Source organism: Vibrio barjaei (assembly GCF_001639065.2).
GTDB classification, from domain to species: domain Bacteria; phylum Pseudomonadota; class Gammaproteobacteria; order Enterobacterales; family Vibrionaceae; genus Vibrio; species Vibrio barjaei.
This window is the reverse complement of the sequence record NZ_LQXO02000034.1, coordinates 99,701-125,596: the sequence shown is the minus strand read 5'-3', so window position 1 is coordinate 125,596 and position 25,896 is coordinate 99,701. Positions and strand designations below refer to the sequence as shown.

General features: G+C 42.8%; 23 protein-coding genes. 5 read left to right on the top strand and 18 right to left on the bottom strand.

The window, feature by feature from the left end; translation table 11 throughout:
• Positions 1-345: 345 nt before the first annotated feature.
• Entirely contained in the window at positions 346-1,716 is a 1,371-nt protein-coding gene (locus AWH66_RS17105; RefSeq protein ID WP_063603892.1) for an NCS2 family permease, read from the top strand.
• Positions 1,717-1,798: 82 nt separating this feature from the next.
• Here AWH66_RS17105 and AWH66_RS17100 read toward each other — a convergent pair whose 3' ends face one another.
• The 3 genes from AWH66_RS17100 to AWH66_RS17090 form a co-directional block, all read right to left on the bottom strand.
• Positions 1,799-3,445 (bottom strand): phosphoethanolamine transferase, encoded by a 1,647-nt coding sequence (locus AWH66_RS17100; protein WP_038222279.1) that lies wholly within the window; start codon positions 3,443-3,445, stop codon positions 1,799-1,801.
• A 228-nt stretch (positions 3,446-3,673) separates the two neighbouring features.
• Positions 3,674-4,735 carry a polysaccharide pyruvyl transferase family protein gene (locus AWH66_RS17095; protein ID WP_063603893.1) on the bottom strand — a complete coding sequence of 354 codons (1,062 nt, stop codon included), beginning with the start codon at positions 4,733-4,735 and terminating at the stop codon, positions 3,674-3,676.
• A gap of 42 nt (positions 4,736-4,777) precedes the next feature.
• Positions 4,778-5,644: a YicC/YloC family endoribonuclease gene (locus tag AWH66_RS17090; RefSeq protein ID WP_063603894.1), complete on the bottom strand. Its 867-nt coding sequence runs from the start codon at positions 5,642-5,644 to the stop codon at positions 4,778-4,780.
• 199 nt (positions 5,645-5,843) lie between these two features.
• On the opposite strand from AWH66_RS17090, the gene rph reads away from it, so the two are divergent.
• The gene (gene rph / locus AWH66_RS17085; protein ID WP_063603895.1) at positions 5,844-6,560 is read left to right on the top strand and encodes a ribonuclease PH; all 717 of its coding nucleotides are present in this window, start codon (positions 5,844-5,846) and stop codon (positions 6,558-6,560) included.
• A gap of 214 nt (positions 6,561-6,774) precedes the next feature.
• Positions 6,775-7,416 carry an orotate phosphoribosyltransferase gene (pyrE, locus tag AWH66_RS17080; protein WP_063603896.1) on the top strand — a complete coding sequence of 214 codons (642 nt, stop codon included), beginning with the start codon at positions 6,775-6,777 and terminating at the stop codon, positions 7,414-7,416.
• A 55-nt stretch (positions 7,417-7,471) separates the two neighbouring features.
• On the opposite strand, the gene AWH66_RS17075 is transcribed toward pyrE, so the two are convergent.
• Both AWH66_RS17075 and coaD read right to left on the bottom strand, forming a co-directional pair.
• The gene (locus AWH66_RS17075) at positions 7,472-8,881 is read right to left on the bottom strand and encodes an ArnT family glycosyltransferase (RefSeq protein WP_063603897.1); all 1,410 of its coding nucleotides are present in this window, start codon (positions 8,879-8,881) and stop codon (positions 7,472-7,474) included.
• Between the two features lie 186 nt (positions 8,882-9,067).
• Positions 9,068-9,562 (bottom strand): pantetheine-phosphate adenylyltransferase, encoded by a 495-nt coding sequence (gene coaD, locus AWH66_RS17070; protein ID WP_063603898.1) that lies wholly within the window; start codon positions 9,560-9,562, stop codon positions 9,068-9,070.
• A gap of 140 nt (positions 9,563-9,702) precedes the next feature.
• Between coaD and AWH66_RS17065 the strand changes: the two genes are divergently transcribed.
• Positions 9,703-10,737 (top strand): glycosyltransferase family 9 protein, encoded by a 1,035-nt coding sequence (locus tag AWH66_RS17065; protein WP_063603899.1) that lies wholly within the window; start codon positions 9,703-9,705, stop codon positions 10,735-10,737.
• On the opposite strand, the gene AWH66_RS17060 is transcribed toward AWH66_RS17065, so the two are convergent.
• Together AWH66_RS17060 and AWH66_RS17055 are read right to left on the bottom strand one after the other, a co-directional pair.
• Positions 10,706-11,491 carry a glycosyltransferase family 2 protein gene (locus AWH66_RS17060; protein ID WP_240495635.1) on the bottom strand — a complete coding sequence of 262 codons (786 nt, stop codon included), beginning with the start codon at positions 11,489-11,491 and terminating at the stop codon, positions 10,706-10,708. The genes AWH66_RS17065 and AWH66_RS17060 overlap by 32 nt on opposite strands.
• 214 nt (positions 11,492-11,705) lie before the next feature.
• Positions 11,706-12,758 (bottom strand): glycosyltransferase family 9 protein, encoded by a 1,053-nt coding sequence (locus AWH66_RS17055; protein WP_063603900.1) that lies wholly within the window; start codon positions 12,756-12,758, stop codon positions 11,706-11,708.
• A gap of 75 nt (positions 12,759-12,833) precedes the next feature.
• Between AWH66_RS17055 and AWH66_RS17050 the strand changes: the two genes are divergently transcribed.
• Positions 12,834-13,577: a 3-deoxy-D-manno-octulosonic acid kinase gene (locus AWH66_RS17050; RefSeq protein ID WP_143081529.1), complete on the top strand. Its 744-nt coding sequence runs from the start codon at positions 12,834-12,836 to the stop codon at positions 13,575-13,577.
• A gap of 39 nt (positions 13,578-13,616) precedes the next feature.
• Here the strand turns inward: AWH66_RS17050 and waaA are convergent, their stop codons facing one another.
• The 11 genes from waaA to rfaD all read right to left on the bottom strand — a co-directional run bounded on the left by waaA (position 13,617) and on the right by rfaD (position 25,792).
• Positions 13,617-14,894, bottom strand: a complete 1,278-nt coding sequence (gene waaA, locus AWH66_RS17045; protein ID WP_006071243.1) for a lipid IV(A) 3-deoxy-D-manno-octulosonic acid transferase — start codon at positions 14,892-14,894, stop codon at positions 13,617-13,619.
• Positions 14,895-14,897: 3 nt separating this feature from the next.
• Positions 14,898-16,316, bottom strand: a complete 1,419-nt coding sequence (locus AWH66_RS17040; protein ID WP_063603902.1) for a hypothetical protein — start codon at positions 16,314-16,316, stop codon at positions 14,898-14,900.
• A 14-nt stretch (positions 16,317-16,330) separates the two neighbouring features.
• Positions 16,331-16,741, bottom strand: coding sequence for a GtrA family protein (locus tag AWH66_RS17035; RefSeq protein ID WP_240495634.1), 411 nt, complete (start codon positions 16,739-16,741; stop codon positions 16,331-16,333).
• Entirely contained in the window at positions 16,722-17,720 is a 999-nt protein-coding gene (locus tag AWH66_RS17030; RefSeq protein ID WP_083400063.1) for a glycosyltransferase family 2 protein, read from the bottom strand. Before AWH66_RS17030 ends, AWH66_RS17035 begins: the two co-directional genes overlap by 20 nt.
• A gap of 66 nt (positions 17,721-17,786) precedes the next feature.
• The gene (locus AWH66_RS17025) at positions 17,787-18,563 is read right to left on the bottom strand and encodes a glycosyltransferase family 25 protein (RefSeq protein ID WP_240495633.1); all 777 of its coding nucleotides are present in this window, start codon (positions 18,561-18,563) and stop codon (positions 17,787-17,789) included.
• Positions 18,564-18,709: 146 nt separating this feature from the next.
• The gene (locus AWH66_RS17020; protein WP_063603904.1) at positions 18,710-19,531 is read right to left on the bottom strand and encodes a glycosyltransferase; all 822 of its coding nucleotides are present in this window, start codon (positions 19,529-19,531) and stop codon (positions 18,710-18,712) included.
• Positions 19,521-20,765, bottom strand: a complete 1,245-nt coding sequence (locus tag AWH66_RS17015; protein ID WP_063603905.1) for an O-antigen ligase family protein — start codon at positions 20,763-20,765, stop codon at positions 19,521-19,523. Before AWH66_RS17015 ends, AWH66_RS17020 begins: the two co-directional genes overlap by 11 nt.
• Positions 20,762-21,790, bottom strand: coding sequence for a lipopolysaccharide heptosyltransferase II (waaF, locus tag AWH66_RS17010; RefSeq protein WP_063603906.1), 1,029 nt, complete (start codon positions 21,788-21,790; stop codon positions 20,762-20,764). Before waaF ends, AWH66_RS17015 begins: the two co-directional genes overlap by 4 nt.
• 11 nt (positions 21,791-21,801) lie before the next feature.
• Positions 21,802-22,881: a glycosyltransferase family 9 protein gene (locus tag AWH66_RS17005; RefSeq protein ID WP_063603907.1), complete on the bottom strand. Its 1,080-nt coding sequence runs from the start codon at positions 22,879-22,881 to the stop codon at positions 21,802-21,804.
• 1 nt (position 22,882) lies between these two features.
• Positions 22,883-24,652 (bottom strand): bifunctional glycosyltransferase family 4 protein/polysaccharide deacetylase, encoded by a 1,770-nt coding sequence (locus AWH66_RS17000; RefSeq protein ID WP_063603908.1) that lies wholly within the window; start codon positions 24,650-24,652, stop codon positions 22,883-22,885.
• Positions 24,653-24,847: 195 nt separating this feature from the next.
• Positions 24,848-25,792 (bottom strand): ADP-glyceromanno-heptose 6-epimerase, encoded by a 945-nt coding sequence (gene rfaD / locus AWH66_RS16995; RefSeq protein WP_006071225.1) that lies wholly within the window; start codon positions 25,790-25,792, stop codon positions 24,848-24,850.
• Positions 25,793-25,896: the final 104 nt, after the last annotated feature.

Below are 25,896 nucleotides of genomic sequence, written 5' to 3'. Positions count from 1 at the left end.
GTTCTTTGATACTTCTATTCTATACGTTCACTGACCAAAACGTTTAAAAATCGGCCAGAAAAATGGAGGCGAAGAGTATCATGTTTACTAGGAGCTCGACAAGTCATCCGGTGAGTGCTCAGGTAACGAGCGGCTGCATTTAAAAAGGGAGCATAACATCGCAGAAGCATGCTGTGCTTTTTGATTGGCGGGCAAACGTTTGCTTAAATATCAACACCTTGTTTTTAAAGAGATAAAAATAACTCACAAAAGCATTGATTTATTCCTGAGTCTGATTAGAATTCGCGCCAATATTTTCATCGCGCATACGTTTGCGTCCCCCATTTTATCGCTATAGGTCCTACTGTGAGTGCAGAATTAACCGGGCAACGCCAAGCTAGCCCTTCTATCATCGAATCCACCTTCAAAGTGAGTGAGCGTAAGTCCACTATCGGTACCGAAGTATACGCTGGCTTTATCACTTTCCTTGCTATGAGCTACATTTTGGCGGTAAACCCAGCCATTTTGGGTGATATACCTGGAATGGAGCGTGGCGCTGTATTTACGGCAACGGCTTTGGCTGCGGCCTTCGCTACGCTAATCATGGGTATTTTCGGTAACTACCCAGTGATGCTTGCCCCCGGCATGAGCATGAACGGTTTCTTTAAAGGTATGTTGCTCAGTGGTTCAGTGGCATTGGTTTGGCATGAAGCGCTGCTTGGCATCTTCTTCTCGGGCGTTATCTATCTCATTTTATCGCTAACTAAAATACGCAAAGCAATGATTGAGTCGATTCCAGAAGATTTGAAACTCGCTATTACCGTTTCTCTTGGTTTGTTTATTGCGTTTCTTGGCCTCAAGAATGCGGGCATTATCATATCTAACCCAATTATTCTCGTCAGTATGGGCGATATTTCTGATCCGAAAGTCATCATCGCGTATATCAGTATCTTTATCGCATTAGGCTGTATGGTTCGCGATATTAAGTTGGCGACATTTATCTCTTTTGTGTCCGCCATCGTGCTTACGATTCTAGCTGATACCTTTATGGGAACCAACAATGCACCGATCCCAGAGCAACTCGTGGCAATGCCACCAAGCATGGCGAGCAGCTTTGGTGCCATCTTTGATTTCTCAGGAATTACCGCAGAAAAGATGTTTGATCTGCTGTTTATTATGATCATCTTTTTGATTGTCGATTTCTTCGATGGACTCAGTACTATCGTAGGGGTAGGTCGTGATGCGGGCATCATTGATAAAGACGGTAAGGTGCCTAATGCACGCTCAGCGCTAATTGCTGATGCAGGTGGTACAGTAATGGGTTCAATGTTTGGTACCACATCAGTCACGGCATTCTCAGAGTCTGGTATTGCCTCATCGCAAGGTGCAAAAACTGGCTTAGCGGCAGTTGTTGTAGCGGGTCTGTTCCTGTTATCACTCTTCCTATACCCGTTGTTCTCGTTATTCTCTGCGGCAATGGTAGCGCCAGCTATGGTCGTGGTTGGTATCTATATGATTGGTCGCTTAGGCGATATTAAATGGGAAAAGAAAGAGTCTCGCATCGCTGCCTTTTTCACCATTATGTTTACCGTATTAAGCTTCTCACCAGCAAACGGTATGGCGATGGGCTTTATCAGTTATGCATTTAGTATGGTTGTGGCAGGGAAAGGGAAACAGGTGCATCCTGTGATTTATGTGTTGTCTGTGGTGTTTATGGCGTATTTGGTGTTGTTATAATTACTCTTCAAGCATAGTTAGCAAAAAAAGCAGGCAATTACGCCTGCTTTGTTAATTAAATAATGTGTTGGTTCGATGGTGTTTACTCAAACACGATTTTTGATTCTTCCTCGCCTTTGTTGTCAACTCTAAGGAAGCCGTTATCGCCAGTCAAACGAGAACCTGCAACGTAACCTTTTGAACAGCTCGGAGGGGCTGGATAGCTATAACCTATCATCTCAGTTAGATAGTAAGAAAGTTGAATCTGAAAGACTCTATCGCATTTGGCTAAGGTTACTTCAGCCAAGTCAATATTGCTCTTTTTATCTGAGGAAATGTAGATTGGAACTTTGTAATTAGACTCGTGGTTAAAGTTTCCGTGACCAGCAGTGCTCTTAGTCACGTACTGACCATGATCTGATGTCATGATAAGTACCCAATCTTCGGGAGCCTTTTGCTCTAGGCGAGTTTGAATTTGTTTAATCAGATCGTCTGTATAATGAACACTATTCATATATTCTGCATAGTCAGTATCAGATCCAAAAGGCTTGTAGCTGTCTGGCGTTCTCTCTGCATATGGCATATGTGAACCCGTTTGATGAAGAATAATGAGGTTCTTTTCATTTAGGTCCACACCATCTAACCAATTCAATAATTCGTCGTCCAGTACCCCTTTATAACTGTTGCTCGTTATGCTGTAAGAGTCATCATAATGATCGATCCAACCTCTACCAAGTAAAGACATTAAACTTAAGCCATAATTTGCCTGTGTAGAATAGAAGTGAGTGTGGTAACCATTTTCTTTTGCTAGACGGAAGATGTTGGTATCGCCGCTACCAATTTGTTTCACACCATTCGGTTTGGCTATAGCATTAAAGAAAAATGGCAGGCTAACGTCGGTAAAGAGCCCTCCAGAGTAACCTTCTGCAATGAAGCGATTAGTTTGCTTCGATTGTTCTTCAAGCCATGGTGTTGTAGGTTCCGAATAGCCGTAAACGCTCATGTATTCGGATGATAGACTTTCGCCCATAATAACGACTATATTATGAGCGCTGCCGCTTGAAACATAGGACGGTGCTTCGCTTTTAAACGGTTTTACTCTAGAAAGTCCAAAAACTTCTTCTGGCACCACTCGGGCGGCGAAATACCCCCAAGTGTAAAATGAGCTCTTTATAGTGGAGTGGTACATAACTGGCAATCTACCGAGAGTGTTAGATTGGTTAATGCTCTGTCGAACGGGATAAAAAAGGACGATAGCAACTGCAATGATACTTACCCAGCGTTTCTTATTTTGGATATTTTTACGACCCATAAATAACAAAACGAGTCCCGAAAAGACTAGAAAGATAGCGAAGAATGTTACCCCCATCGTTTTAGCCGCATCTTTTCCAGATATTAGTACTTCCAGAAATTTCTCGAATAACAACCACAGCTTTATTGGCGTTATGAAATAACCATAGTTAGAGATGCTAAATAGCTGAATTGCATAAGATAAAAATAAGAATCCACCTAAAATGCTTGCAGCAAACCAGGAGCGTGAGTAGCTAATTAGTAAACCGAATATAAGAACAAACAAAGGGATATTGTAAGGTTCGCCTATTGGAACAATATCATAATGGGCTCTTACTAGTGCTTCAGCAATAACCAATAATAGGCTCACAAAAACTGACCGCACGATAGCGCTGAGTAATGTCCCATTCATAAACCAATTTATGGGGTGGAATCGGATATCTAGATTTTCTCGTTTCATATGCTCTTAGTGAAAACAAAGGAGAGTGGGCCACAACAATTTCCACTTATGGTGTGGAAATATCGAAAAAAGAGAAGTGTCTGTTGTAGGGAGGATGCTGCACACTAAGCTCTCAGATTTAGTACAATAGACAGGATTCGCTCAATTATTGTCAAATCAAATTCAATATGTCAAAACGCCCTATGCGGGCAAAGGGCGTTTTGGTTAACTGGGACTTTTCGATATCGATTAAGCTTCTGTGCCTATTGCCTTAGTCAAGAGCTGGATATATTGTTCTTCGACATTGTGTCTATGTTTCAATAATGCTTCACTCTTATCTGCGATATTCTCTATTGTAGAATCAATAAGCTTGAGGAAGTCATCTGTACTGATACTCAGATCAACCATTTCTGCTAGAAAACCTTTAACAGTGCTTGCTCGTGGATCGTGCGCAATCATAATTCCTGGAGTACCTTGTGAGGCACACATTCCGATGCCATGAACACGATAGCCAATCATCAAGTCGTACTCAGAGAAGATATCGCGATAGTCTTTGGCATCAAACGAGTATCTAAGGGTCTCATTAGGAAAATCTTTCTTAAACTCGGAAAGCTCATCAATATAATGCGCTACAAACTCGATTTCATAATCTTGACTATACTTTTCTAGAATAGCTCGGTAACTCTTCATCATGAAATCATAGGTTGTCTGAGAGACATTGTTACATGCAACTGCACTTGCTGTACCATAAAGTATGCCAATTTTCTTGACCTTGTTTACTTTTCTATAATCTCGACTTGAAAAGAGCGCAGGGCATGGTAATTGATGGCCGCCAATTTCTTTAAGTCCGTTGTAACTATCATTATCACGACAAGTAATTAATTTTGCCTTCTTAAAGACTTTTTGTTCGTCCTCAGAGAAGCTCTCATCTCCAAAGTGAACGGGACTACTTGTACCTAATCCCATAAAAAGGGTTGGCACATCATATTCTAAAATAGAACGATACAGTTTTCTCGTCCTTAAGCCTCGCCATTCTGGTGAACCTGCGAAGACAGCAAAGTCAGCGTAGTCCATAGGCATACGATCTTTTACCGAGTTATCTAAAAACTTTTCAACAAAGTCTTTGCCTAAGGTGTTATCGATTTTTTTGATGAAATCGTATTTTCGAGCTCGTCTAATCTGTGGGTTACGATTAAAAATGATTGGGTTGTGTTTACCGATAACCTTTTCAAGTAAGTACTGGGTACCCATTAGGATAAACTCATCTCCCGGATTCCACTGACGGGTGGTGGAGTAAACTACATTTTTCATTATCTGTGCCTGTTTATTTATGGGGTCAGCTTTAAGCTAATATTACTCGATATTTTGAATTTGTTCACGCATCTGCTCAATCAAAACTTTAAGTTCAACCCCCGACGCGGTGATATCTGTACTGATAGATTTAGACGCCAGTGTGTTCGACTCACGGTTGAACTCTTGCATCATGAAATCAAGACGACGACCTACAGAGCCTCCTTTCTTCAAGATGTTGGTTGTCTCTTTTACGTGAGAGTCTAAGCGATCCAGTTCCTCAGCAACGTCTGATTTCTGCGCCAGTAGAATGAGTTCTTGCTCTACGCGTGAGGCATCAAGCTCGATTTTTGCTTCTTCAAACTTGCTCAGTAGGCGTTCACGTTGCCACTCAAGGATTTCTGGCATGCGAGCACGGACTTTAACTACTTCAGTAGCGATCGCTTCAAGACGCTGGACGATTAGCGCCTTCATATTTTCACCTTCACTAGCACGAGCATCGATGAAGTCGCTAAGACCTTGTTCGAAACCCTCAAGCAGTGCTTTATTGATGGTATCCATATCTTGCTCTGGTGTTTCCATTACACCTGGCCATTGCATCACTTGGAATGGATTTAGGCGGCTATCTTCACCTGTCATTGTCATAACTTGCTTTGCTGCACCAATCACTTGCTGAGCCAGTGTCTCGTTGATGCTTAGCTCACCTTTTGCAGCAGGGTTTGCTTCGAAGCGCAAGTGGCATTCGACTTTACCGCGTGCTAGGCGTTTACGGAAACGTTCACGAAGTACAGGTTCTAGACCACGAAACTGCTCAGGAAGACGGAAGTAAGTTTCTAGATAACGTTGGTTTACTGAGCGGATTTCCCATACTGCGCTACCCCAGTCACCTTTGACTTCTTTACGCGCGTATGCGGTCATGCTGTAGATCATGGATTGATTTCCTTGGATTGATAAATTGTTCAAACTGTCTTCATGTTAGCATAGTGAGGTGCGCTAAGTCATACACGTTGAGATATCCAATGGTAGATGTTTTGAATTGTCCCTAGCACTTAGGATGCTAGACCCGTAAAGCCATCTTCGCTATAATCCTCGCCCAACCAAATCCTCTTCCCCAACAAAGGTAATGTCCATGCGTCCAAATGATCGCGCAGCAGACCAAGTGCGCCCAATAAAAATTACTCGCAACTATACCGCTTATGCAGAAGGTTCTGTATTAGTCGAGTTCGGCAATACCAAAGTGTTGTGTAATGCAACGGTTGAGGAAAATGTCCCTCGTTGGCTAAAAGGCCAAGGTAAAGGCTGGGTAACGGCAGAATACGGCATGCTACCACGCTCAACGCATTCGAGAATGCGTCGCGAAGCAGCAAGTGGTAAGCAAGGCGGCCGTACTATGGAAATCCAACGCCTAGTCGCCCGCAGCCTTCGCGCTGTTGTTGATTTAGAGGCTATGGGTGAAATCATGGTCACTGTTGATTGCGATGTGATTCAAGCAGACGGTGGTACACGTACGGCGTCTATTTCGGGTGCAAGTGTGGCAATGGCGGATGCGTTCGCTCATTTAGTCGCTAAAGGCAAACTAAAAGCGAACCCAATGAAAGGCCATGTTGCTGCGGTATCGGTTGGTATCTTAGGCGAAGATATCCTATGTGATCTGGAGTACACCGAAGACTCTGCTGCTGATACTGATATGAACGTGGTAATGACTGAAGACGGCCGAATGATTGAGATTCAGGGGACCGCTGAAGGCGAACCGTTCACCCACAAAGAATTAATGGCATTGCTGGAGTCAGCAAATAAAGGTATTGCCGAGATCGTGACAGCTCAGAAGCTGGCATTAGAAGATTGATTGATAGCTCCCGTAAGGGGGCTATTTTTTTGAGTAAAGAAAACACTAATCAAAAAAACGTAATCCTCACGAAAGTGAAGATCTTTGTCTGCGAGTGCTGTGTTCAAATTATGTGAGTCACTTGTTGCACGAGATTCCCTTTTTCAAGGGGATGACGATTGTACTGCGTGGGTGACGCGACGTACATTGTGAATAAAATTAAAGAGAGAGAAAAATGAAAGCATACCAGCGTGAATTTATTGAATTTGCACTAGAAAAAGAAGTTCTAAAATTTGGCGAATTTACCCTTAAATCTGGTCGTAAAAGCCCTTATTTCTTCAACGCTGGGCTTTTCAATACTGGCCGCGACCTTGCACGTTTAGGTCGTTTCTATGCAGCAGCGTTAGCAGATTCTGACATTGACTATGACGTGCTGTTTGGCCCGGCATATAAAGGTATCCCTATTGCGACAACGACGGCAGTTGCGCTGGCTGACCACCACGATGTGGATACTCCATACTGTTTCAACCGTAAAGAAGCAAAAGACCATGGTGAGGGTGGTAACTTGGTTGGCAGCCCATTAGAAGGCCGCATTATGTTGGTTGATGATGTAATTACCGCCGGAACAGCGATTCGCGAGTCGATGGAAATCATTAAAGCTAACGGCGCAGATCTAGCAGGCGTACTTGTTGCTATTGACCGTCAAGAAAAGGGTAAAGGCGAGCTATCAGCGATTCAAGAAGTAGAACGTGACTTCGGTTGTGCGGTCATTTCGATTGTAAGCTTAACTGACCTTGTGACCTTCCTTGAAGAGAAAGGTGATAACGCTGAGCACTTAGAGGCGGTGAGAGCCTATCGTGCTGAGTACGGTATCTAACCAATAGCAAAGTTAAAAAAGGGTCGGTATGTTTGCATACCGACCCTTTTTATTTTTAGTTACTTGGCTTTATTTTACAAAGCAACGCCATTCTATCGTGACTCTCGGCTACAGCTTGCTTGCTACAGTCGTACTTTTCCTTAAATGGAATAAAGTCACGTTGCCTATCTTTGAATGAAATGATGTAGAACTCGTTTAACCCTTTCACTTGGTCATCCGATTCAAACACCTTAGCTTGACCGTTACTGTAGTACTGACCTGAGTATGACCTTGGGTAGACGTAGAAAGTACGTACATTAGGATCGATAGTTTCAAAGATCGCCTTATCACTATTATCAGCAACCTTTCCTGTTGCCAACATGTAAGTTGCTGCAATCAGCGCCACTGGAACGATTAGTGATGCCATAGCTAACCAAATGGTGTCCTTTTTCTTCCAGAAAATAGCCAACAAAAGACCGATAGCTGGCGTGCCTGGGAGAACATAGGTTGGCAAGATATTGCTCGACATAGTAAATAGAATCAGCGGAGACAACGCCCACCAAATTGCAAAACTGGTAAAACCGTGATTCTGCTTTGCTTGTTCCCAACCAAATTTAGCGCGAACCAACATCAAAATTGGCAGAATGATCGACCACGGTAAAACCGCTAGCAACCAGAAGAACCAGATTTTACCTTTTGGCTCTTGATGACCAGAGCCGTAAAGATCGCCCGTCCAACCAGGCTCTACAAAACGCTTGTAGTGCTCACCAACAATAAAGTAATCAATGAAACCTGGCGTAGCACGCTCTGCCATGATGTACCAAGGTAAGGCGATAGCGAGCATTAACAATGTGCCCTTTATGATGGGGAATCGACGCCATAGTTCAACAAATGCACCGATAATACCGTGCTGAATCACCATCCAAGGGAACACAGCCAAACCAAACAATACGATGGCAACCGGCCCTTTAGCTAGCAAACCTATCGCTAAGCCTACAAAGCCAACGTAACCCCATAGTGTCTCACCGCGCCAGCATTGATAGAAGCCTATCATTGCTAGTGTTAGACCTACAGTGAGCGCCATATCCGTCATCACAGCGCCAGCAGATATAGAGAATACTAGAGTTGTCGATAACACAACGGCTGCAACAAGTGGATTATAACCATTCTTTTTAGCAAACCAAGCTGCTGCCCAGACCACTAACACACCAGCAATCCAGTGTGGAAGACGTAACGTAAACTCAGACAAACCAAACAGCTCAACGCTCGCAGCACTCATCCAAGTGAATAGCGGCGGTTTGCCCCAGAAAGGCACGCCATAATCAAATAGAGGTGTTAACCAGTTTCCGGTTTCCACCATCATTCTCGCCATTTCTCCATAACGTGACTCGGTCGTATCCATAAGAGGATAAAGTCCAAGAGAAAGTAGGCGGATGAGCAACGCACCAATCAGCAAGGTCCACAGCGCTCGCTCTTTATTAATCATTTTGTTAGCTCCAACTTGTCGCCAAAACAGATAACAGGATTTCTGTTACAAACAAAACAGGATGATAGCTATATCATCCTGCCAAATAAAAACTCACGAAGTCTCACACATTCTTTAAGTGTAGGTCAATAAATTGGCAATCAATCTATTGTTAGGGAGTGTAATTTTATAAACAAAATTCAAATGTTAAACGACTTTCTTAGTTTGAAGTGCAGCTTCAATCAGAGGTGGTACAAATTGACTGACATCGCCACCATGTATGGCCACTTCTCGAACCAAGGTCGAAGAGATGAACGCATGCTCTTCTGCTGGTGTAAGAAATACACTCTCTAAACCAGGTAGCAAACGTCGGTACATATTGGTCAACCCGAACTCATATTCAAAGTCGACAGTGGTTCGTAAACCACGAATAAGCACATTGGCTTTTTCGTCTTCAGCAAAGTTGACCAAGAGGCCGGAAAACCCTTTGACAGAGACATTGTCCAAATGCTGGGTCACCTCTTGGGCGAATTCAACACGCTCATCAAGTGTAAACATGGTGTTCTTACTCGGGCTTGCGGCAATCGCGATGATCACTTCATCAAACATGGTGGCCGCTCGTTCAATAAGGTCAAGGTGGCCATTGGTGATAGGGTCAAATGTACCAGGGTAGATAACTCGAGATAAACGCTTTTGGGTCACAATGTTTGCTCTAGTAAGAAATTTTGTTCAGTGTAACATTTTATAGATGCGAACAAACAGACACGCAACAGTTATCATTAATCCAATGACTTGCTATTATCCTTGAGTCGCTAGGTATACGAGATAAAGAGAAAGATCACATGAAAAACATTCTGGTAGTTCGAAACGATAAAATCGGTGATTTTATGTTGGCCTGGCCGAGCTTTGCGATGCTCAAAGCGTCTATGCCGGAATGCCGTATTACTGCGCTTGTACCAAGCTATACTGTCGCTTTAGCCAAAGCTTGTCCGTGGATTGATGAAGTGATTATTGATTGTGGAGACAAGGCGGATAAACGCACTCAGGCGACACTCGTGAATACCTTGAAAGGTGCGAAGTTCGATGCATCGATTAATTTATTCTCAACGACATATAACGCTTTATTGGTTTGGAAAGCAAAAATCCCATACCGACTCGCCCCTGCAACTAAGCTGGCGCAAATCTTCTATAACAAACGTATCAAACAAAAGCGCTCGCAAAGTGCTAAGCCAGAATATGAATACAACCTAGACCTTATCCGAGCGTTTTTGACAGACCAAGGTATCAAAATTGTTGAACCACGCGCGCCGTATTTCTCTTTTTCCCTCGATGCGTTAGCTAAGCAAAAAGAAAAGCTCTCTTCTCAGCTAGAACTAAATAAAGCTAAACCATGGATCTACGTACATGCGGGAAGTGGTGGCTCAGCCAATAATCTATCTCTAGATCAATATTGTGAATTGATTACTAGTATCGAACAAAGTGCAGAAATCGTGCTGACAGCGGGTCCTGGAGAGCAAGACAAAGCAAGAGAACTGCAACAGCTGCTTGCGAGCAACAGTATTCGAAGTGTTGTTTATGACAAAAATGATGGGCTGGTGGACTTTTCATGCTCACTCGCGTGTGCGAGTTTGTTTATCGCAGGCTCTACAGGCCCGTTACATATCGCGGCTGCTCTTGACGTTCCAACCGTCGGCTTTTTCCCTGCGAAGCGTTCGGCAACTCCGCTGCGTTGGAAACCTTTAAACTCAGACGGTAGGCACATTGCTTTCTGCCCACCTAAAGCTGAGGACAAAGCGAGCCAAGAGAATATGACTCGCATTGATTTAGTTAAGGTGATTGCTGAACTTAATCCTTGGGCGGCTCAGTACTTGTCCTAACCCACAAGTCAGCGTATTTCACAAAGGTGGAGTGCGCTGACAAAATTGATAACAAAAATCCCTGCTTACCATCCAAGAATCCGGCTTTAATAATGTACATTTTTACAAAGCACGCAATGGCATGAATAATCCCTTGGGAGATACTTGAGCGTTTTCCGCGTTTCTCTCGTTGTTCTGCCCAAGCTTTTGCGTAGCCAGCCGATTTGACTAAATAATGATGGATATCATCGTAGGTGTAGTGGATTAAGTCACCTTTCAACGTCTCAACTTGCATGTGGCCATTTGTTTCAACTTTTTCGTGAACCAAAGAATCATCGTATTGAGTTAGTTTGGTTGGATAAAGACGCAATACTTTGTCAGGATACCAGCCGCAATGCTTGATAAAGCGCCCAAATACCCAGCTAAGGCGGGCAAATTGGTAGATAGTGGAGGGTAGGTTCTTTTCTACAGCCTCTACAATACTTTGCTTAAGCTCTGGCGTGACTCGCTCATCGGCATCAAGCCAGAATACAAAATCTGACTCTACATGACTTTGTGCCAAACGTCGTTGCGGTCCAAATCCTGGCCACTCAGGATTTACGTGAAACTTCGCACCAAACTCCGCTGCTATTTCCGCGGTATCATCAGTACTACCAGAATCCATAATGACGATTTCATCCACCCAGCCTTGCACAGACTCGAGACAGGCACGCAGGTGCTTGGATTCGTTTTTTACAATCATTGCGACAGCAAGTGTTGGTTTGGTCACGGTAATGGTCCTTGGTTTGTACCCCGGTTATTATAGAGGGATAATGTAATTCGTAAATTTTCGCCGTCCCCAATTATCTCGTCATCCTCACGAAAGTGAGGATCTCCCAAAGCGAGCGACTACGTGATTAACGGCATAGTAATTAAAGCGTACTCAACTCCGCAGCGCGCTTCATGAGTTCCCCTTTTTCAAGGGGATGACAGTGGGTTTACTCCTTGGATTAACCTAATCTTTCCGCCTCGATAACCCGATCGAACATTTCAATCACGTTATCTGACGAAATTCGCTGCATTGCTTTCTTATCCTTAACTCGAGCCCGCCAACTCAGTTCTGCACTAGGTTTTCCCGTCTCAGCTAAAATCGCCTCTTCATAGACAGACACTACATAATCCTGATAGTTATACGGCCCAGTGCGCTTAGGGTTATGGTGAGCATACAGGCCAATAACTGGAGTTCCCATGGCGTTAGCCATATGAGTAGGGCCAGTGTCTGGCGCAATAACTAAATCGGCTAGATCAAGAAGGGCAAGCATTTGGAGTAAGCTACTTTTACCAACCAGATTAGTAATAGGCGATGAGAGGCTTTTCTCAATCTTTTCACTAAGCTCAATTTCGATCTGAGCAGGGCTCCCCGCGAGTTGTACATTCCAGCCTAACTGTATCGCATGTTCTATTACATCCACATAGCCTTCGGCGGTCCAGTTCTTATAGCCTTTACTTGCCGCGGGCACGATGACCAAATTGCGCCTATTAGCAATATATTGCTTAGCCCAGGCATGATCGTCTTCAGAGTATTGAAGTTGCCATGTAGGTTCTGTGGCTGGTATACCCAGCGCTTCGTCAAAAGCCATCAGTCCATCAAGAACGTGCATTTTTCCTGGGGAAGGCACTTTTACATTAGTAAACAGTCCTTGAAAGTCTTGCGCACGCTCTCCATCAAAACCAAGTTTATATTTTGCCTTGATGCCTAGCGTCGCAATGCTAGCGCGAAATGCGTATTGCATGTGTAACAGAGCGTCAAATTGCTGTCCTTTCAATTGCTGCCAAAGCTGCTTGTAGCCTTGCCAACCAGCTTTCTTATCAAATACAACAACCTTGATACCAGTAATGCTCTCTAACAACTGAGCCTCAAGCTTACCAGTAATCCAAGTGATTTTAGTCTCGGGCCAATAGGTCTGAATGGCTTGCACGGCTGCAATGGTATTACAGACATCACCAATGGCAGACAGGCGTAAAACGCAGATAGATTGAGGTGGGGTATCAAAAAGTGCCATAAAATCGCAAAGCTAGAGACAGATGTAAAGATTATGCAGGGGGGCGGAATGAATGTAAAATCAGATGGATGGAAAATGACTCTCCACCTGCATGTAGCCCCCTTATATTGGAGCAAGAAATTGAAAACAGTTCAAAACAACAACACAACTTACTGGTTTGATGAAAGCTTGCTAAAGGAGCCTATCGAAAAGGTGTTTGACCCTAAATATTGGCAAGACAATAACCGAGTCATTGGTAGCGCTCAAGGGCGCGGAACAACGTGGTTTGTAGAAACACAAACTATTGAGGGAGCGCTGCGTCATTATCGCCGTGGAGGCTTGTTCGGTAAATTGGTGAAAGACCAGTATTGGTTTTCGAGCTGGGACAAAACTCGCAGCTATCAAGAGTTTCAATTGCTTCAAACCTTGATTAAAGCTGGGGTCAATGTGCCAAGACCGATCGCTGCACAGGCAACTAAAATAGGCTTTTATTACAAAGCTGATTTGTTGAGTGAAAGAATCCCCAATGCTCGAGATCTTGTTTCTATTTTGCGGGAGCAGGCGTTGCCAAAGTCAATGTATCGTAAGATTGGTAAAGAAATTCGCAAGATGCATCAAGCACAGGTGAATCACACAGATCTCAATATCCATAATATCTTAATTGATGATCAGGGGAGAATTTGGATTATTGACTTTGATAAATGTCGCCAACAATCAGGTAATACCTGGAAGCAGGATAACTTGAGAAGATTACGTCGTTCCTTTGATAAGGAAGTGGCTAGGGAAAGTATACACTTTGCTCCGGATTGTTTTTCTGTGCTACTTAAAGAAGTGCAATGATACAGGACTGAAAAGTAGCTCTGTATCATTTACCGCAAGTTAGGGCATTTCTCTAATGTATGACAAGGTACTGTTAAGTGCGCCGACACTTTCTTCTACAACTTTATTTGCTGCGTTTACTCGCCCTAGACGGAGGCTATCATCATTGAGCAGTTTCTCAACACTCTCCGCTAGCTCATCTTCATCATTGATGACCTCTAGAGCATCAACTTCCAATAACATTTTTACTATCTGAGAGAAGTTGAAGTAACTAGGCCCAGTAACAGTCGCAACTCCGATTGCTGCGGGCTCAAGGAGATTATGTCCTCCTACTTTATTACCCAATAAGCTTCCTCCCATGAAGCATACATCACTTGCAGCGAGATACATCATCATGTCACCCATGGTATCACCCAAAAACACATGAGCGTGTTCTGGAAGTTTATGTAGGTGTTGACTGCGTCGTACTACTGAGAGATTTTGTTTCTTACAAAGTTGCTCAACGTCATTAAATCTTTCAGGGTGGCGGGGTACTAAAACAAGCAATATATTAGGATTTGTTTCTAGTATCTTTTTGTGAGCGGCCAGCACTTGAATATCTTCACCTTCATGGGTACTTGCTGCAATCCAAACTGGTCTATTGGAACCCAAAATTGTACGTAGTTCTTTTCCTTGATAAAGCGTGTGTTCATTGACTTTTATATCAAATTTAATTGAACCGGTGATAGATACTTTGTCTGATGTCACTCCTAATCGCCGGAATCTTTCAGCGTCCTCCTTGAACTGGCAACACAATCGAGTAATGTGCTGAGCGGCTAACCAGAAGAAAGGGCGAACTTTGCTATAGCTTCGATATGAACGCTCGGAAAGCCTTGCGTTTATCACAATAATAGGAATATCGGCTTTGCTCACTTCGGTGAGTGTATTTGGCCAAAGTTCTGTCTCAATAATCACCAATTTAATCGGTTTTACTACTCTCAAGAAACGACGAATAGCAAAACCAAAATCGAGCGGCATATAACGATGTTCTGCAATGGATGAAAGTTTGAGCGCTTGTTCTGCGCCTGTTGGGGTTGTTGTAGTCACGAGGATCTTATGTTCTGGATTCTCGGAAGCGTATTGGCGCACTAAAGGAGTAACAGCTAAAACTTCCCCAACCGAGACAGCATGAAACCAAACTACGGGCTGAAACGATTTGTTTGTCAATGGTGGCGTTAGGCCAAAATGCTCACGCCACCTTTTTCCTACACTCGGCCTGCCGTGCTTTTTCTTAAATAAACTAAATAAGAAAAAAGGAGAGACCAAAGTTAACAGTACGGTATATATAAAACGTAGCATATATTACTTCCTGTTAGGTAATAACCGTTCTTTGAGCAAGTAATTGTTTACCTGAGACACATAGTCACTCTTATATGAATACTTTAGGCTATCTTGAGAGGCTAGCACGTTAAGTGCTAGTAAGTAGCCGAAGCTTGCTATTAGCATAATTCGCAGCTTTTTATCACTTGAGAAAGTGTCTCGAATTGCTCTAGTAAACCTGTACCGCTCAACCCAACGTGAGAACTTCGAGTCAGAGTAAACTTTTTCTATGTTTGCTCGCTTTTGCTGGGTTAGAAATCTGAAAACGCCACTCGAAATAGGAATAATCGCAAATGGGTAAACAAGAATTAGATGCCAGTATGAGAAAGTGATTGGAGAGAGCGCTGCGCTTATAATGACCCCAACAATTGCCCCAAAGGCATAAAGCTCTAGCCAAGCGATCGAGGTGATGTCATCTTTCGAACGTAGAATAATTGGTTTTATCCGTTTCCACCAAAGCCAATTTAATCGAGCTGAAACAATTACACTGATACCGCCGACCAAGAATATAAATACTTTCCACAAAGTTAAGGCGGTCAGTTTAAGGAGTTCAATCTGTGTCAACCAATCAAACTCACTATAAGCAATTACTTTGTTAGAAAACAGCATTGAACCATAACGTAGCCAATAGAGTATAGCTTTAAGGACTGGGTAAACATGCACTAGGCCATAACCGATATAGCGGTCACTTTCATGAGAGGTGGAACTCTGATTCGCAATTTCTTGTAAGTAGGGTATCAGTGATGCTGCAATTGTAAGAACTGCTGCAATAGCGCCAAACCAAGAGACTTTTCCCATATCACGATACAGAAGATAACCCGATATCACTGCTAAAATTGGCCAAGAATAGTGGAGCTGCATTGCAAGGCCGATAGAGAGGACGTGTATGAATGTATAACCAAAAGATTTGGTTATCCTCATTTTGGAAGCTGACCATAAATGCATGGCAGCAAATAAGCAGAGGTATGAAGGGTTATAAAGAATGCTATCGTAAAGAAACCAAGGGTTTAACCAGTATAAGGCCAGAAATATTAGTCGGGCAAGCTGACAGTGTTTACCGGCAAACGTATTTTTAATAACATTATCAAGCAATATCAAAGAAACAACGCGTAAAGCTATTAAGAGGAACATAGGCGACCATGGTGAATCCCACAATAATAATGGACCTCCAATTAACCAAGTAGATAGTGAACCTGGAACGTTCCCTACAGCGCTTGCTGCATTGCCAAAGTTTAGCCAGGTGCCTTGGTAGACGCCCAAATAGCCCTTGTAGAGCATCTGGGTTTGGTCGCCCGTAATGATCTGGTTTTGAGCGTACATAAAGCAAAAAAGCAGACCTAGAGAAAATCCTAATGCATAAAGCCAAGTAAAAGCGCGATCGACTTTTGAGTTTAACGACATTCGATTGTTCTCACTTATTTAGTGTGTTGTGAAGGCTGGTTGTCTGAAAATGTCCAAACCTTATGGATGATGTAGGTTACGATTGGTAGGATAAACACAACCATAATTACTCTCAGATAACTATTGAGGTCAGAGAACATTTCACTGATTCCTTGAGCCACTAGTAATGCACCAAATTGAACTATGAAGAAGCGTAGTGCGTTTCCAAAGTTTATGCGATTTTTGAAGACCAGTAGAGTTTGCGAAAAATACGAAAAAACAAACGCTAAACTGAACCCAAAGACATTTGCGACAAATACGTTATCTTGCATGAGGTGCAAATACATAAAAGCAACGCCAACATGAATAGCAGTCGCTATGCCACCGGTCAATGCGAATCGGACAAGCCTATACTGTAATAGACGCTCAATCAGAGTGGACATCATTTTTGCTATTTTTATTGGTTGGCGTATTATTGAGGTAGCTGTCTTCTTCGATGATATAAGTTGGTCTACGCTTTGATTCCATGTACAGGCGACCAATATATTCTCCCATGACACCTATGCCAATTAATTGCACGCCACCAAGGAATAGCACTATAGTGATTGTAGACGCATAACCCGGTGCATCAATCCCATACATCAATGTTTTAATTACGGTAAAGCTCCCATAAATAAATGCAAGAGCTGAAATTAACGAACCAATGTAAAGCCAGATTCGCAAAGGTGCTGTACTAAAACTAGTGATGCCGTCTAAGGCGAAGTTCCATAACTTCCAACCGTTAAAACTAGTCTCACCTGCCTCGCGAGCCTCACGCTTGTATTCGATTACTGAAGTTTTAAATCCAACCCATGAGAAGATGCCCTTCATAAAACGCTGGTTTTCGGGTAGCAATTGAATCGCATTGACCACTCTACGGTTGATAAGGCGAAAATCCCCCACATTTTCTGGAATTTCAACTTGTGCTACGGCGTTGTGAAATTTATAAAACAGCTCAGCAGTTAGCTTTTTTGCCCACGAATCGGTACTTCTATCGACTCGCTTAGCTACCACTACGTCAAACCCTTTTTCCCATTCTTGCAAGAAATCATGTATCAACTCCGGTGGGTCTTGTAAATCTGCATCAATTGGAATCAACACTTCGCCGCGAGCGACATCTATTCCAGCTGTCAGCGCTGCCTCCTTACCGAAGTTTCTTGATAAGTTAATAACTCTAACTTGTGGGTACTGTTCATGAAGCTGCTTCATGACCTTTAGGGTACTATCTGTACTACCATCATTAATTAGTATTACCTCGTACGAGTAGCTAGTATCAGCTAGGACTTGGCTGATACGCTTCATAAAGCTCCCTAAAACCTCTTGCTCGTTATAGCAAGGGCAAACTATGGAAATGGTTGGATTGTTATTTAAATTCTTGGTCAACATGCTAATGCCTTGCTGGTAAGTTTCATTATCAATCAATAACACATAGAGTCAGGCGTTATTATTGCTCTAATCAGACACTTTATTTTGAAGTTTGTTAATAAATTGTCTATTGCTTACTGTCATTCGTACGAATCTATAGAAACGATTCAACTCTCTTGTGAGTTTGAAGTACAAAGGAACACGAGTCTTTTCTTCGCATTGAATAAGGGAACCCATATCATGAGGGGCTTCAATAGCTGGTGGGGAAATGTTGAAGCTGTACATACCATGACGGAAAGATTCTGAAATATAATTATCGACTGCGCACAACCATTCTTCACTGTGCTGAAGAAGCTTTTGTGCCCCCTGTGGAGTAAGAACATACCCTGTTGTTCCACATGAGTTATCAAACAAAAATCGACGTTCAAAGCCACCAACAGAGTTTATAGGGAACCACTTTGAAGTCCTCTTTTCTAGCCTTAAGTACTCTATATCCTTAATAAGTAATGGTAATTGACTAAAGGCGTTTTCGAAACTCTCTGTTGGTAGAAAGTCATCTTCAAGAAGAACAATAGGCTCGTCGAGCTCTAGACATTTTTCCCAGAGTAGTAGATGGCTAGCAAAGCACCCCTTCTCTCCTGGAGACAGAGGTCTGCTTCTGAATACTTTGCGATATGTGTCATTGACTCTTCTTTCTAGTCGCTCAGGCAAGCCTTCCCTGCCATTGATTGCATCAAAAAAGGTAAACTGGTAGTTTGTTTCACTAAATATGCGCTTTACTCGTTCACGTCGCTCAGTTGCATCGGGAAGACTGATGACAAAAATTCGCATTTCTTGGTTTTGAACAACACTCGACGGATTCATTTCAAATACACTCTTTTCCAATACACATTTTTGATTAATTAGTTAGTAGAGAGGCCGCTTCAGCGATGAAGATGGATTCGTTAGTCTTACCCCGTTATTCAAACATAGCTTAATCGGAGCTTTCATCAATGAATACGGCGTTAGTATTATTCGTTGGCTTTGTACTTTTTTATTCCATTAGCACACACAATGCTGCCTTGCGTTCTTTTCTCAACAAACATAACGGTGGCTTCATTACTTTGTACTTTTTCGACGTGGTAGAGATGAAATAAAGCGCATCGACCCAATACCGTACGATTTTGGTATCCAGCAGCATTAAGTCTTCTAAGCAAGTCGGTCTCTTCCATACCATAGCCTTGAAAATCTGCGTCAAAGCCGTTTACTTTCATTAGGGCTTCTTTGGGCACGCCCATGTTAGCCCCAATGGCACCTCGCTTCTTTTTGTTCCAAATATTACAAATCCATTCAGGGAAGCGAATGGCCATCTCTGGTCGTTTCAGTCCTTTCTTTGCCGCTTGGGATAGGAGCCAAAACGGGTTTTCGAGACTTTCAAAAGATACAGTTCCACTTCGAAACAAGGCGCTTGAACCGTCATACATGTCAACTCGACGTCCCAATATAATTTTGTCTGGGTCTTCAGAGAAGACTTTCTTGTAGTCACCAATAAAGCGTCGAGAAGGAATGCAGTCATTGTCCGTTAGGATTATTTGGCTAGCTTCTGAGCTTGCAATTGCTTTGTTTACGATTTCTGCTTTTCGAAATCCCTTATCTTCCTGCCAGATATGTCGGATAGACAGTCCTAGGTTGGCATATAAGCGCGCTAGGTCAGCCACTTCTCTGGTAGAACCGTCATCAGCAATACACACACTGAAGGCACTGTCGGTTTGACGCAGGTAACCATCCAATACCAGTTTCATATCTTTGGTATTGTTGTATGCAGCCATAATAACCTCTACGTTATGAATCATAGCTGGCCTCTTTGTGTTCTTTATTCTGAACGCATTTAACCCAACAGAGAGCTAAGATAAAGAAGAATATGGCCGTTTGGAACTCAAGATTGTTACTATAGACCAAGCCGATCCCTAAATATGTGGTAATTAGGTTGATCATTCCCCAAGCTATTCGAGAGCCTCGTTTGGCAAGTTTAATAGCTTGATACAGTAAAAAAGAAATAAAAGCTAAATATGATAAGCTGAATACCAATCCCATACGGACTAAATTATCAATATAGAGGCTATGAAGATCACTGTAAGACATTTGATTACCAACCGATTGTTGGATAGCTTCTAGTGAAACAATGCTGTTTAGATAGTGAGTAAATATAGTTGGCAATTCGGTGTCACCTGTACCAAACAAAAAAAGGAGAATGTTCGTCTCCAAGTGCTTCCCGGTCATACCTAGGCCATAGTGCCACATCGCAAATCGTGCGTTGTTTGAGTCATTGTTGCTCGCTGTAATACTTGCGATTTTCTCATAAGCTGAGTGGAAGTAGATGGAATCCTTCATCAGCAACACTGAAATAATGCCAAGAACCACTACTCCGCAAAATAGCTTTCTATTGGTAAATAACAAGAATAATAGAGTTGAACATGTCGCGAAAAGCACTGGCCCTCGTGAGCCAGTAGCGAGCAAGGCAATTAAGGTGAAGACAGCGATAGTAGCTAACACTATACGCCTTTTCTTATGTTCTAAGTCGCTGAAATAAATGGAGGGGAGTAAAATAGCCCAAAGGTAGGTAAGAATTTCTCCCCAGCGACCTATATCCCAAAAACTATTGATCCTACCAGAGATAGTTTCTTGATTGGTTAAATAAAGATAAAGGGCATAGGCCATCGCAACAAGAGCGCCTAATAATAAGGCTTTCATAGCTTCTTGGTGATGAGTTTCCAACATCGGAAATAAAAGTGGAATTAAGAGAAAAAAAGCACCTTTTCGAGCAAACCATGATAGATCCATAAAGCCAAAAGGAGTAACAAAAGTAACAGTCAGGCCCAACGCATATAATGCAAAGCTCATGTAAGAGATTCTTCTCAACATTGAATTTTTAGAGAGAATTGGCTGCCTACCTACACCACCTGCGATTGCTGTTAATAAAATAAGTGCAAAAGCGATGTTTACCCCGGCTTTGGAGGTAAACAAAGTGAGGAAAGTGAAGCAAACCGTAAAGCAGGTCAAGCGAGAGTAAAGACGATTACTTATCATTGATTTTCTCTATTAATACAATCGATAACACGTTGTGGGTTTAGTTTTTGTAAACAATCTAGATGGCCCAAAGGACACTCTCTTTTAAAACAAGGCCGGCAGTCTATATCTGTGTGAACAATATGTAATTTATCAGTGAGAGGAGGCGTGTAATCTGGTGAGCTTGAACCATACACTGCTATTACGTTACAGCCTACTGCTGCTGAAATATGCATAAGACCAGAATCATTACTCACAACAGTATGGCAGGCAGCCAACAAATCCACCGCTTCGATAAGTGAGGTAGTGCCTGCCAGGTTGAAGCAGTATTGTTGGGCTTCGAGTGTCAGTGCAGAGCGTATCTTCTCTGTTACTTCTCGGTCTTTACCCGAACCAAACAGCCAGACTTGATAGCCACTATCAATAACATGTTGAGCTACTTCCGCATAATGCATGTCTGGCCAGCGCTTCGCTGGTCCAAATTCTGCGCCAGGACACATGCCAACAACTTTGCGGGAAATATCGAGCTGGAATTTTTTGAAAGTCTGCTTCTGTAAGCTTTCATCTACCTCTAGTTCAGGACGAGGACAATGTTCCAATTGCACCTCTTGTTTCATTGTTTCTTTGCTGCTAGCCAAAGCAACAAAGCGTTCGACGTAATATTGGAATATACGTTTATTTGGTCGAAGGTCTGTTAATAACCCAAAACGCATTTCACCTTTCCAACCAATGCGATGTGGGATGCCAGCAAAAAGTGGGATCAACGCTGATTTTGCAGAGTTAGGTAAGACATACGCATGAGTATAGCCTTCAGACTTAAGTTCTCGACCTATCTTCCAGCGGCCTTTTAGATCAAAGGCGCCATGACCAATTGGCATTTCTAGCGAGCGATTAACTTCGGGCATTCGAGAAAGGATAGGCTCACACCAAGCTGGGGCAAGAACATCTATAACTGCATTTGGATGGCGATGTTTGATCTCTTTATAGAAACTTTGCGACATTACCATATCGCCTACCCAGGAAGGGCCTATAACAAGGATTTTCATAGTTATAAATCTTATTTCTCTTGGATAAGCTGCAATAGCTTTTGCTCTACATCTGGCCAGTTTAGCCTATTAATATCAGGTACTGAACTATGGTTTGCTTTACTCGTCAAAGCTTGAACAGAATTTGGATGCCATTGTGCGAAGTTTTCAGGATCAGGATTATATAAGGCTAGCTGTGGTACCTTCAACCCTGTGGCCATGTGAACTATGGCAGTATCCACTGAAACAGTAAATTTCGCACGAGCAACCAAACTTACTACATCAAAGATGTTTTTGCTCGTGTCATAGTGGATGGCTATTAAACTATGGTTCTCGATAGCTTGTTTAGTTTGCTGATAAGTTTCTGGCGATGAAAGTAAAACAATAATGAGCTCAGGGGCATGTTGATGAATTATGCCAACAAGTCTCTCGATAGACTGAGCATTCAGTTTTCGAGAATTGCCACTACCATAAGCGTTAATGATGACAAAATTTGTTAATCCATGCCTTTCGATGAAATTCTGTGCGGTTTGTTTAGACTCAGTCGTTTGTGGAATAATATAGTTCTGATGATGTGCTTCAATACCAATCTCTTTAAGGAGTGTTGCAAATCGCTCAGCAAAATGTAAGTCACGAGTCTTTTCTCCAAGCTTTATGTCCACTATTTGTAGTGAGTCATCTAGCCCTGCAATATGCTTTGCCTTACATTGGCTAAGAAAGAACAGATCCTTCATTTTTGGATTTAGGTTGAGTGAAACCAACAAGTCGCAAGGCCCAATTGCAATACAGGCTTTGGTTATCTCGCTATAACTTGGTCGCTTTTTTAGCTCTATAACGTTATCGGCGCCTAGATGTTCTTGAAAAAGCGAACGCATATTGGGTGTTGTTACGACGGTGAGCTTGATATTGGGGTTGTGAGCTTTGATGTCTCTAAACACAAAGGAGGAGACAAAAGCATCGCCTAGCTTGGCATCGGTACGCAAAAAAACAATGTGCTTGAAGGAATCCGGCTGTACAGCCGAAGTTTGCCGTGTTTTATCAAACAACATCACCCCTAAATGGCGTCGAATTTGATCTCTTAAAAGCTGTAAGCGAGAGATAAGCTTTCTCATATTATTGCTTTACCTTTCTAAATAGATAGTTTCCACGAACTTTACGCCATAACCCAAACACATCAGTTTTTGGAAAAATAGCAATACGGCGGATTTGATAGGGGTCTTTATGAAACTGCAGTGGCCCTGAATTGGTCGCAACCGCATATCGATAACCGGCCTCTTTAGCTATATCTTTTGAGGCTTGATTATGCTCACCAAAAGGATAGGCAAAAGAGGTTATGGTTTTACCTAAGATGGATTCTAGCCCTCGCTTATTCTCAACAATCTCGTGGCGCTGCTGTTCATCGCTCAGCGTATCAAGTTTTGGGTGTGAAAGTGTATGTCCGCCAATTTCAATATGGTCAGATTTTGCGAGCTGTAATATTTGCTCACTGTTCATTAATGGCACAGACTTTTCAGGATTGCTTGGGTTTTCAACATCCCAGCGGTTAAAAGTTTCACCCGTCACCACATAAACTACAGCTTTGAAGTCGTACTTTTGTAAAACAGGAAGCATTAGATCTAAGTTATCAACATAGCCATCGTCGACCGTCAACATGATGTAACGTTTACCCGCTTCGAGCCTGCGAATTAAACGCCCATCCTGAAGATCCTCAAACGTCAGTGTTTCAAATCCCATCCTTTTCAATAGAGCCATATGCTTATCAAACATATCGATATGCAGGTAGGTACCGTGAACGCCTTTGCCACTGTCATCTTTAATAAAGCGGTGATACATGATTACAGGCATTTCACGCTTTAGTGTAGTGACATAGACGTCTTGATAAATGCTCTCTATTTGGTCAACAATCGAAGAGAGAGTATAGTGTTCGCGTATAGTATCGCTGGTGGCCGTTGAGCAATGTGCAGTCGTGAGTCCTTGCTCTACAAAGGAAGAAATCGAGCCAAAGTCGATATCGAGATCTTTTGGCCCTATATCGCCAAAGTTTGTGGCCATCGCCTCTGAAACATTTGTTTCGTCGACCATACCAATGCACTTCGCTTCACCGATAGCCAGAGTAGGGCGGCCACAAAGCAAGGATTCCATCGCAACGCGTCCAGCTCCAATCACTAAGTCAGCTTCACTTAGCATTGCCGGTACATCATTGGTATAACCAACAAAGTTGACAGTTGATTTAAACTTTTCGAATCTCGTTTCAAACTTAGAGCCAGTGACCACACGAATGTCGTATTCGTCAGCGTTTAAACACTCATCAAGCAGACGATAACATAAGTCACCTTTCGGCCCCGTCAAACGACCCACAATAGTAATCACGGGTTTTGCGTTGTAAGGTGCTTCAACCCATTTGAAGTTGTCAGTCTCAATACCATTGCGACTCACCTCCATCTGCTCTAAAGGGACTGCTAAATCGTTGTGTAGTTGATCGCGAATCGCCTCACAAACAGGTAGCGCTCTATCACCCATAGCATGAAACTTTTTACGCGAAGCATGCACGGGTTGACGACCATGCACGGTTGTTACCATAGGGGTACCAGTTAGCTTACAAGCTACATGGCAGCTCCAGCTTGATGCACGAGAGTGAGCATGCACTAACTGGATATTATGCTTCTTAATTAGATAAATAAGATAACCAACATGCCAAAAACGGCGTGGCACACTGCGTTTGTTAAAGCGCAATGAGAAAAAGGGCCCATCATAGGGCTTCGTTAGCGTATCAGAGACATAAAACACATTATGACCCCGAGCGGTTAACTCGTTTCCGACTGTTGTCGCATAAACCTCAGCTCCAGTCACCTCAAGTTGAGAAAGGGCCATCAGAATGTTCATTAATAAATATCTTCTATGTTGTTAACGTTTGCGTCATCCTCGTGAATGCGAGGATCTCCCACAGCAAGTGAATTTGTTGAATAAGACTGAATCACGCAAGGTCATATTACTTCACTGCGCGCTTTATGAGATTCCCTTTTTCAAGGGAATGACGTAGAGAGTGGTCATTGCACATCGCTTAACGATATGACCCTGCTACTTACCGTTCACAATCGCCAAATACTCAGCAACACCTTCAGCTACAGTCTTAAACTCCACATCGCAACCCGCAGCGCGCAGGTTGGTTAAATCAGCCTCGGTAAATTCCTGGTACGCACCTTTTAAATGGTCAGGGAATGGGATGTTTTCAATTTCCCCTTTACCATGATGCTTGATCGCCGCTTCGGCAATAGCCTCAAACGTCTCTGCATTGCCGGTACCACAGTTAAAAATGCCCGAAACGCCATTTTCCATAAACCACAGATTTACTTTAGCTACGTCACCAACATAAACGAAGTCGCGCTTAAACTGGGCGCTACCTTCAAATAGTTTTGGATTCTCTCCAGCATTCATTTGGTTATTCAAATGGAATGCCACAGAAGCCATGCTGCCTTTGTGCTGCTCACGTGGGCCATAAACGTTGAAGTAACGGAATCCAGTAATTTGTGACAGTTTTTCGCCGTGTGCTTCCGCGTCAGCAGTTAGACGACGGACATAGTTATCAAACTGTTGTTTGGAGTAACCGTAAACATTTAACGCACCTTCATACTGGCGCTCTTCCTTGAATACAGTCGTCTCACCATAAGTTGCCGCAGAAGAGGCATAAAGGAACGGAATTTCACGCTCTAGACAGTAGTGAAGTAACTCTTTTGAATACTCATAGTTATTCAACATCACATACTTACCATCCCACTCTGTCGTAGCTGAACATGCTCCTTCGTGGAATACCGCTTCGATAGGTCCAAAATCATCGCCAGCCATAACTTGCGTTAAAAAGTCATCGCGATCCATATAGTCAGTAATATCAAGGTCAACCAAGTTTTTGAACTTACGTCCATTTTTAAGGTTGTCGACTACCAGAATATCGTTTAAGCCTGCTTCGTTAAGCGCTTTGATAATGTTGCTGCCAATCATGCCAGCACCGCCAGTTACAATGATCATAAAACGGTTCCATTTGAATAGGATAATTCAGTTGAGTATATAAGATTTCCACGTAGCTTCAAAGCAAGGGAACTAAGTTCTCAGGAAGTACCAGAGTAGAAATT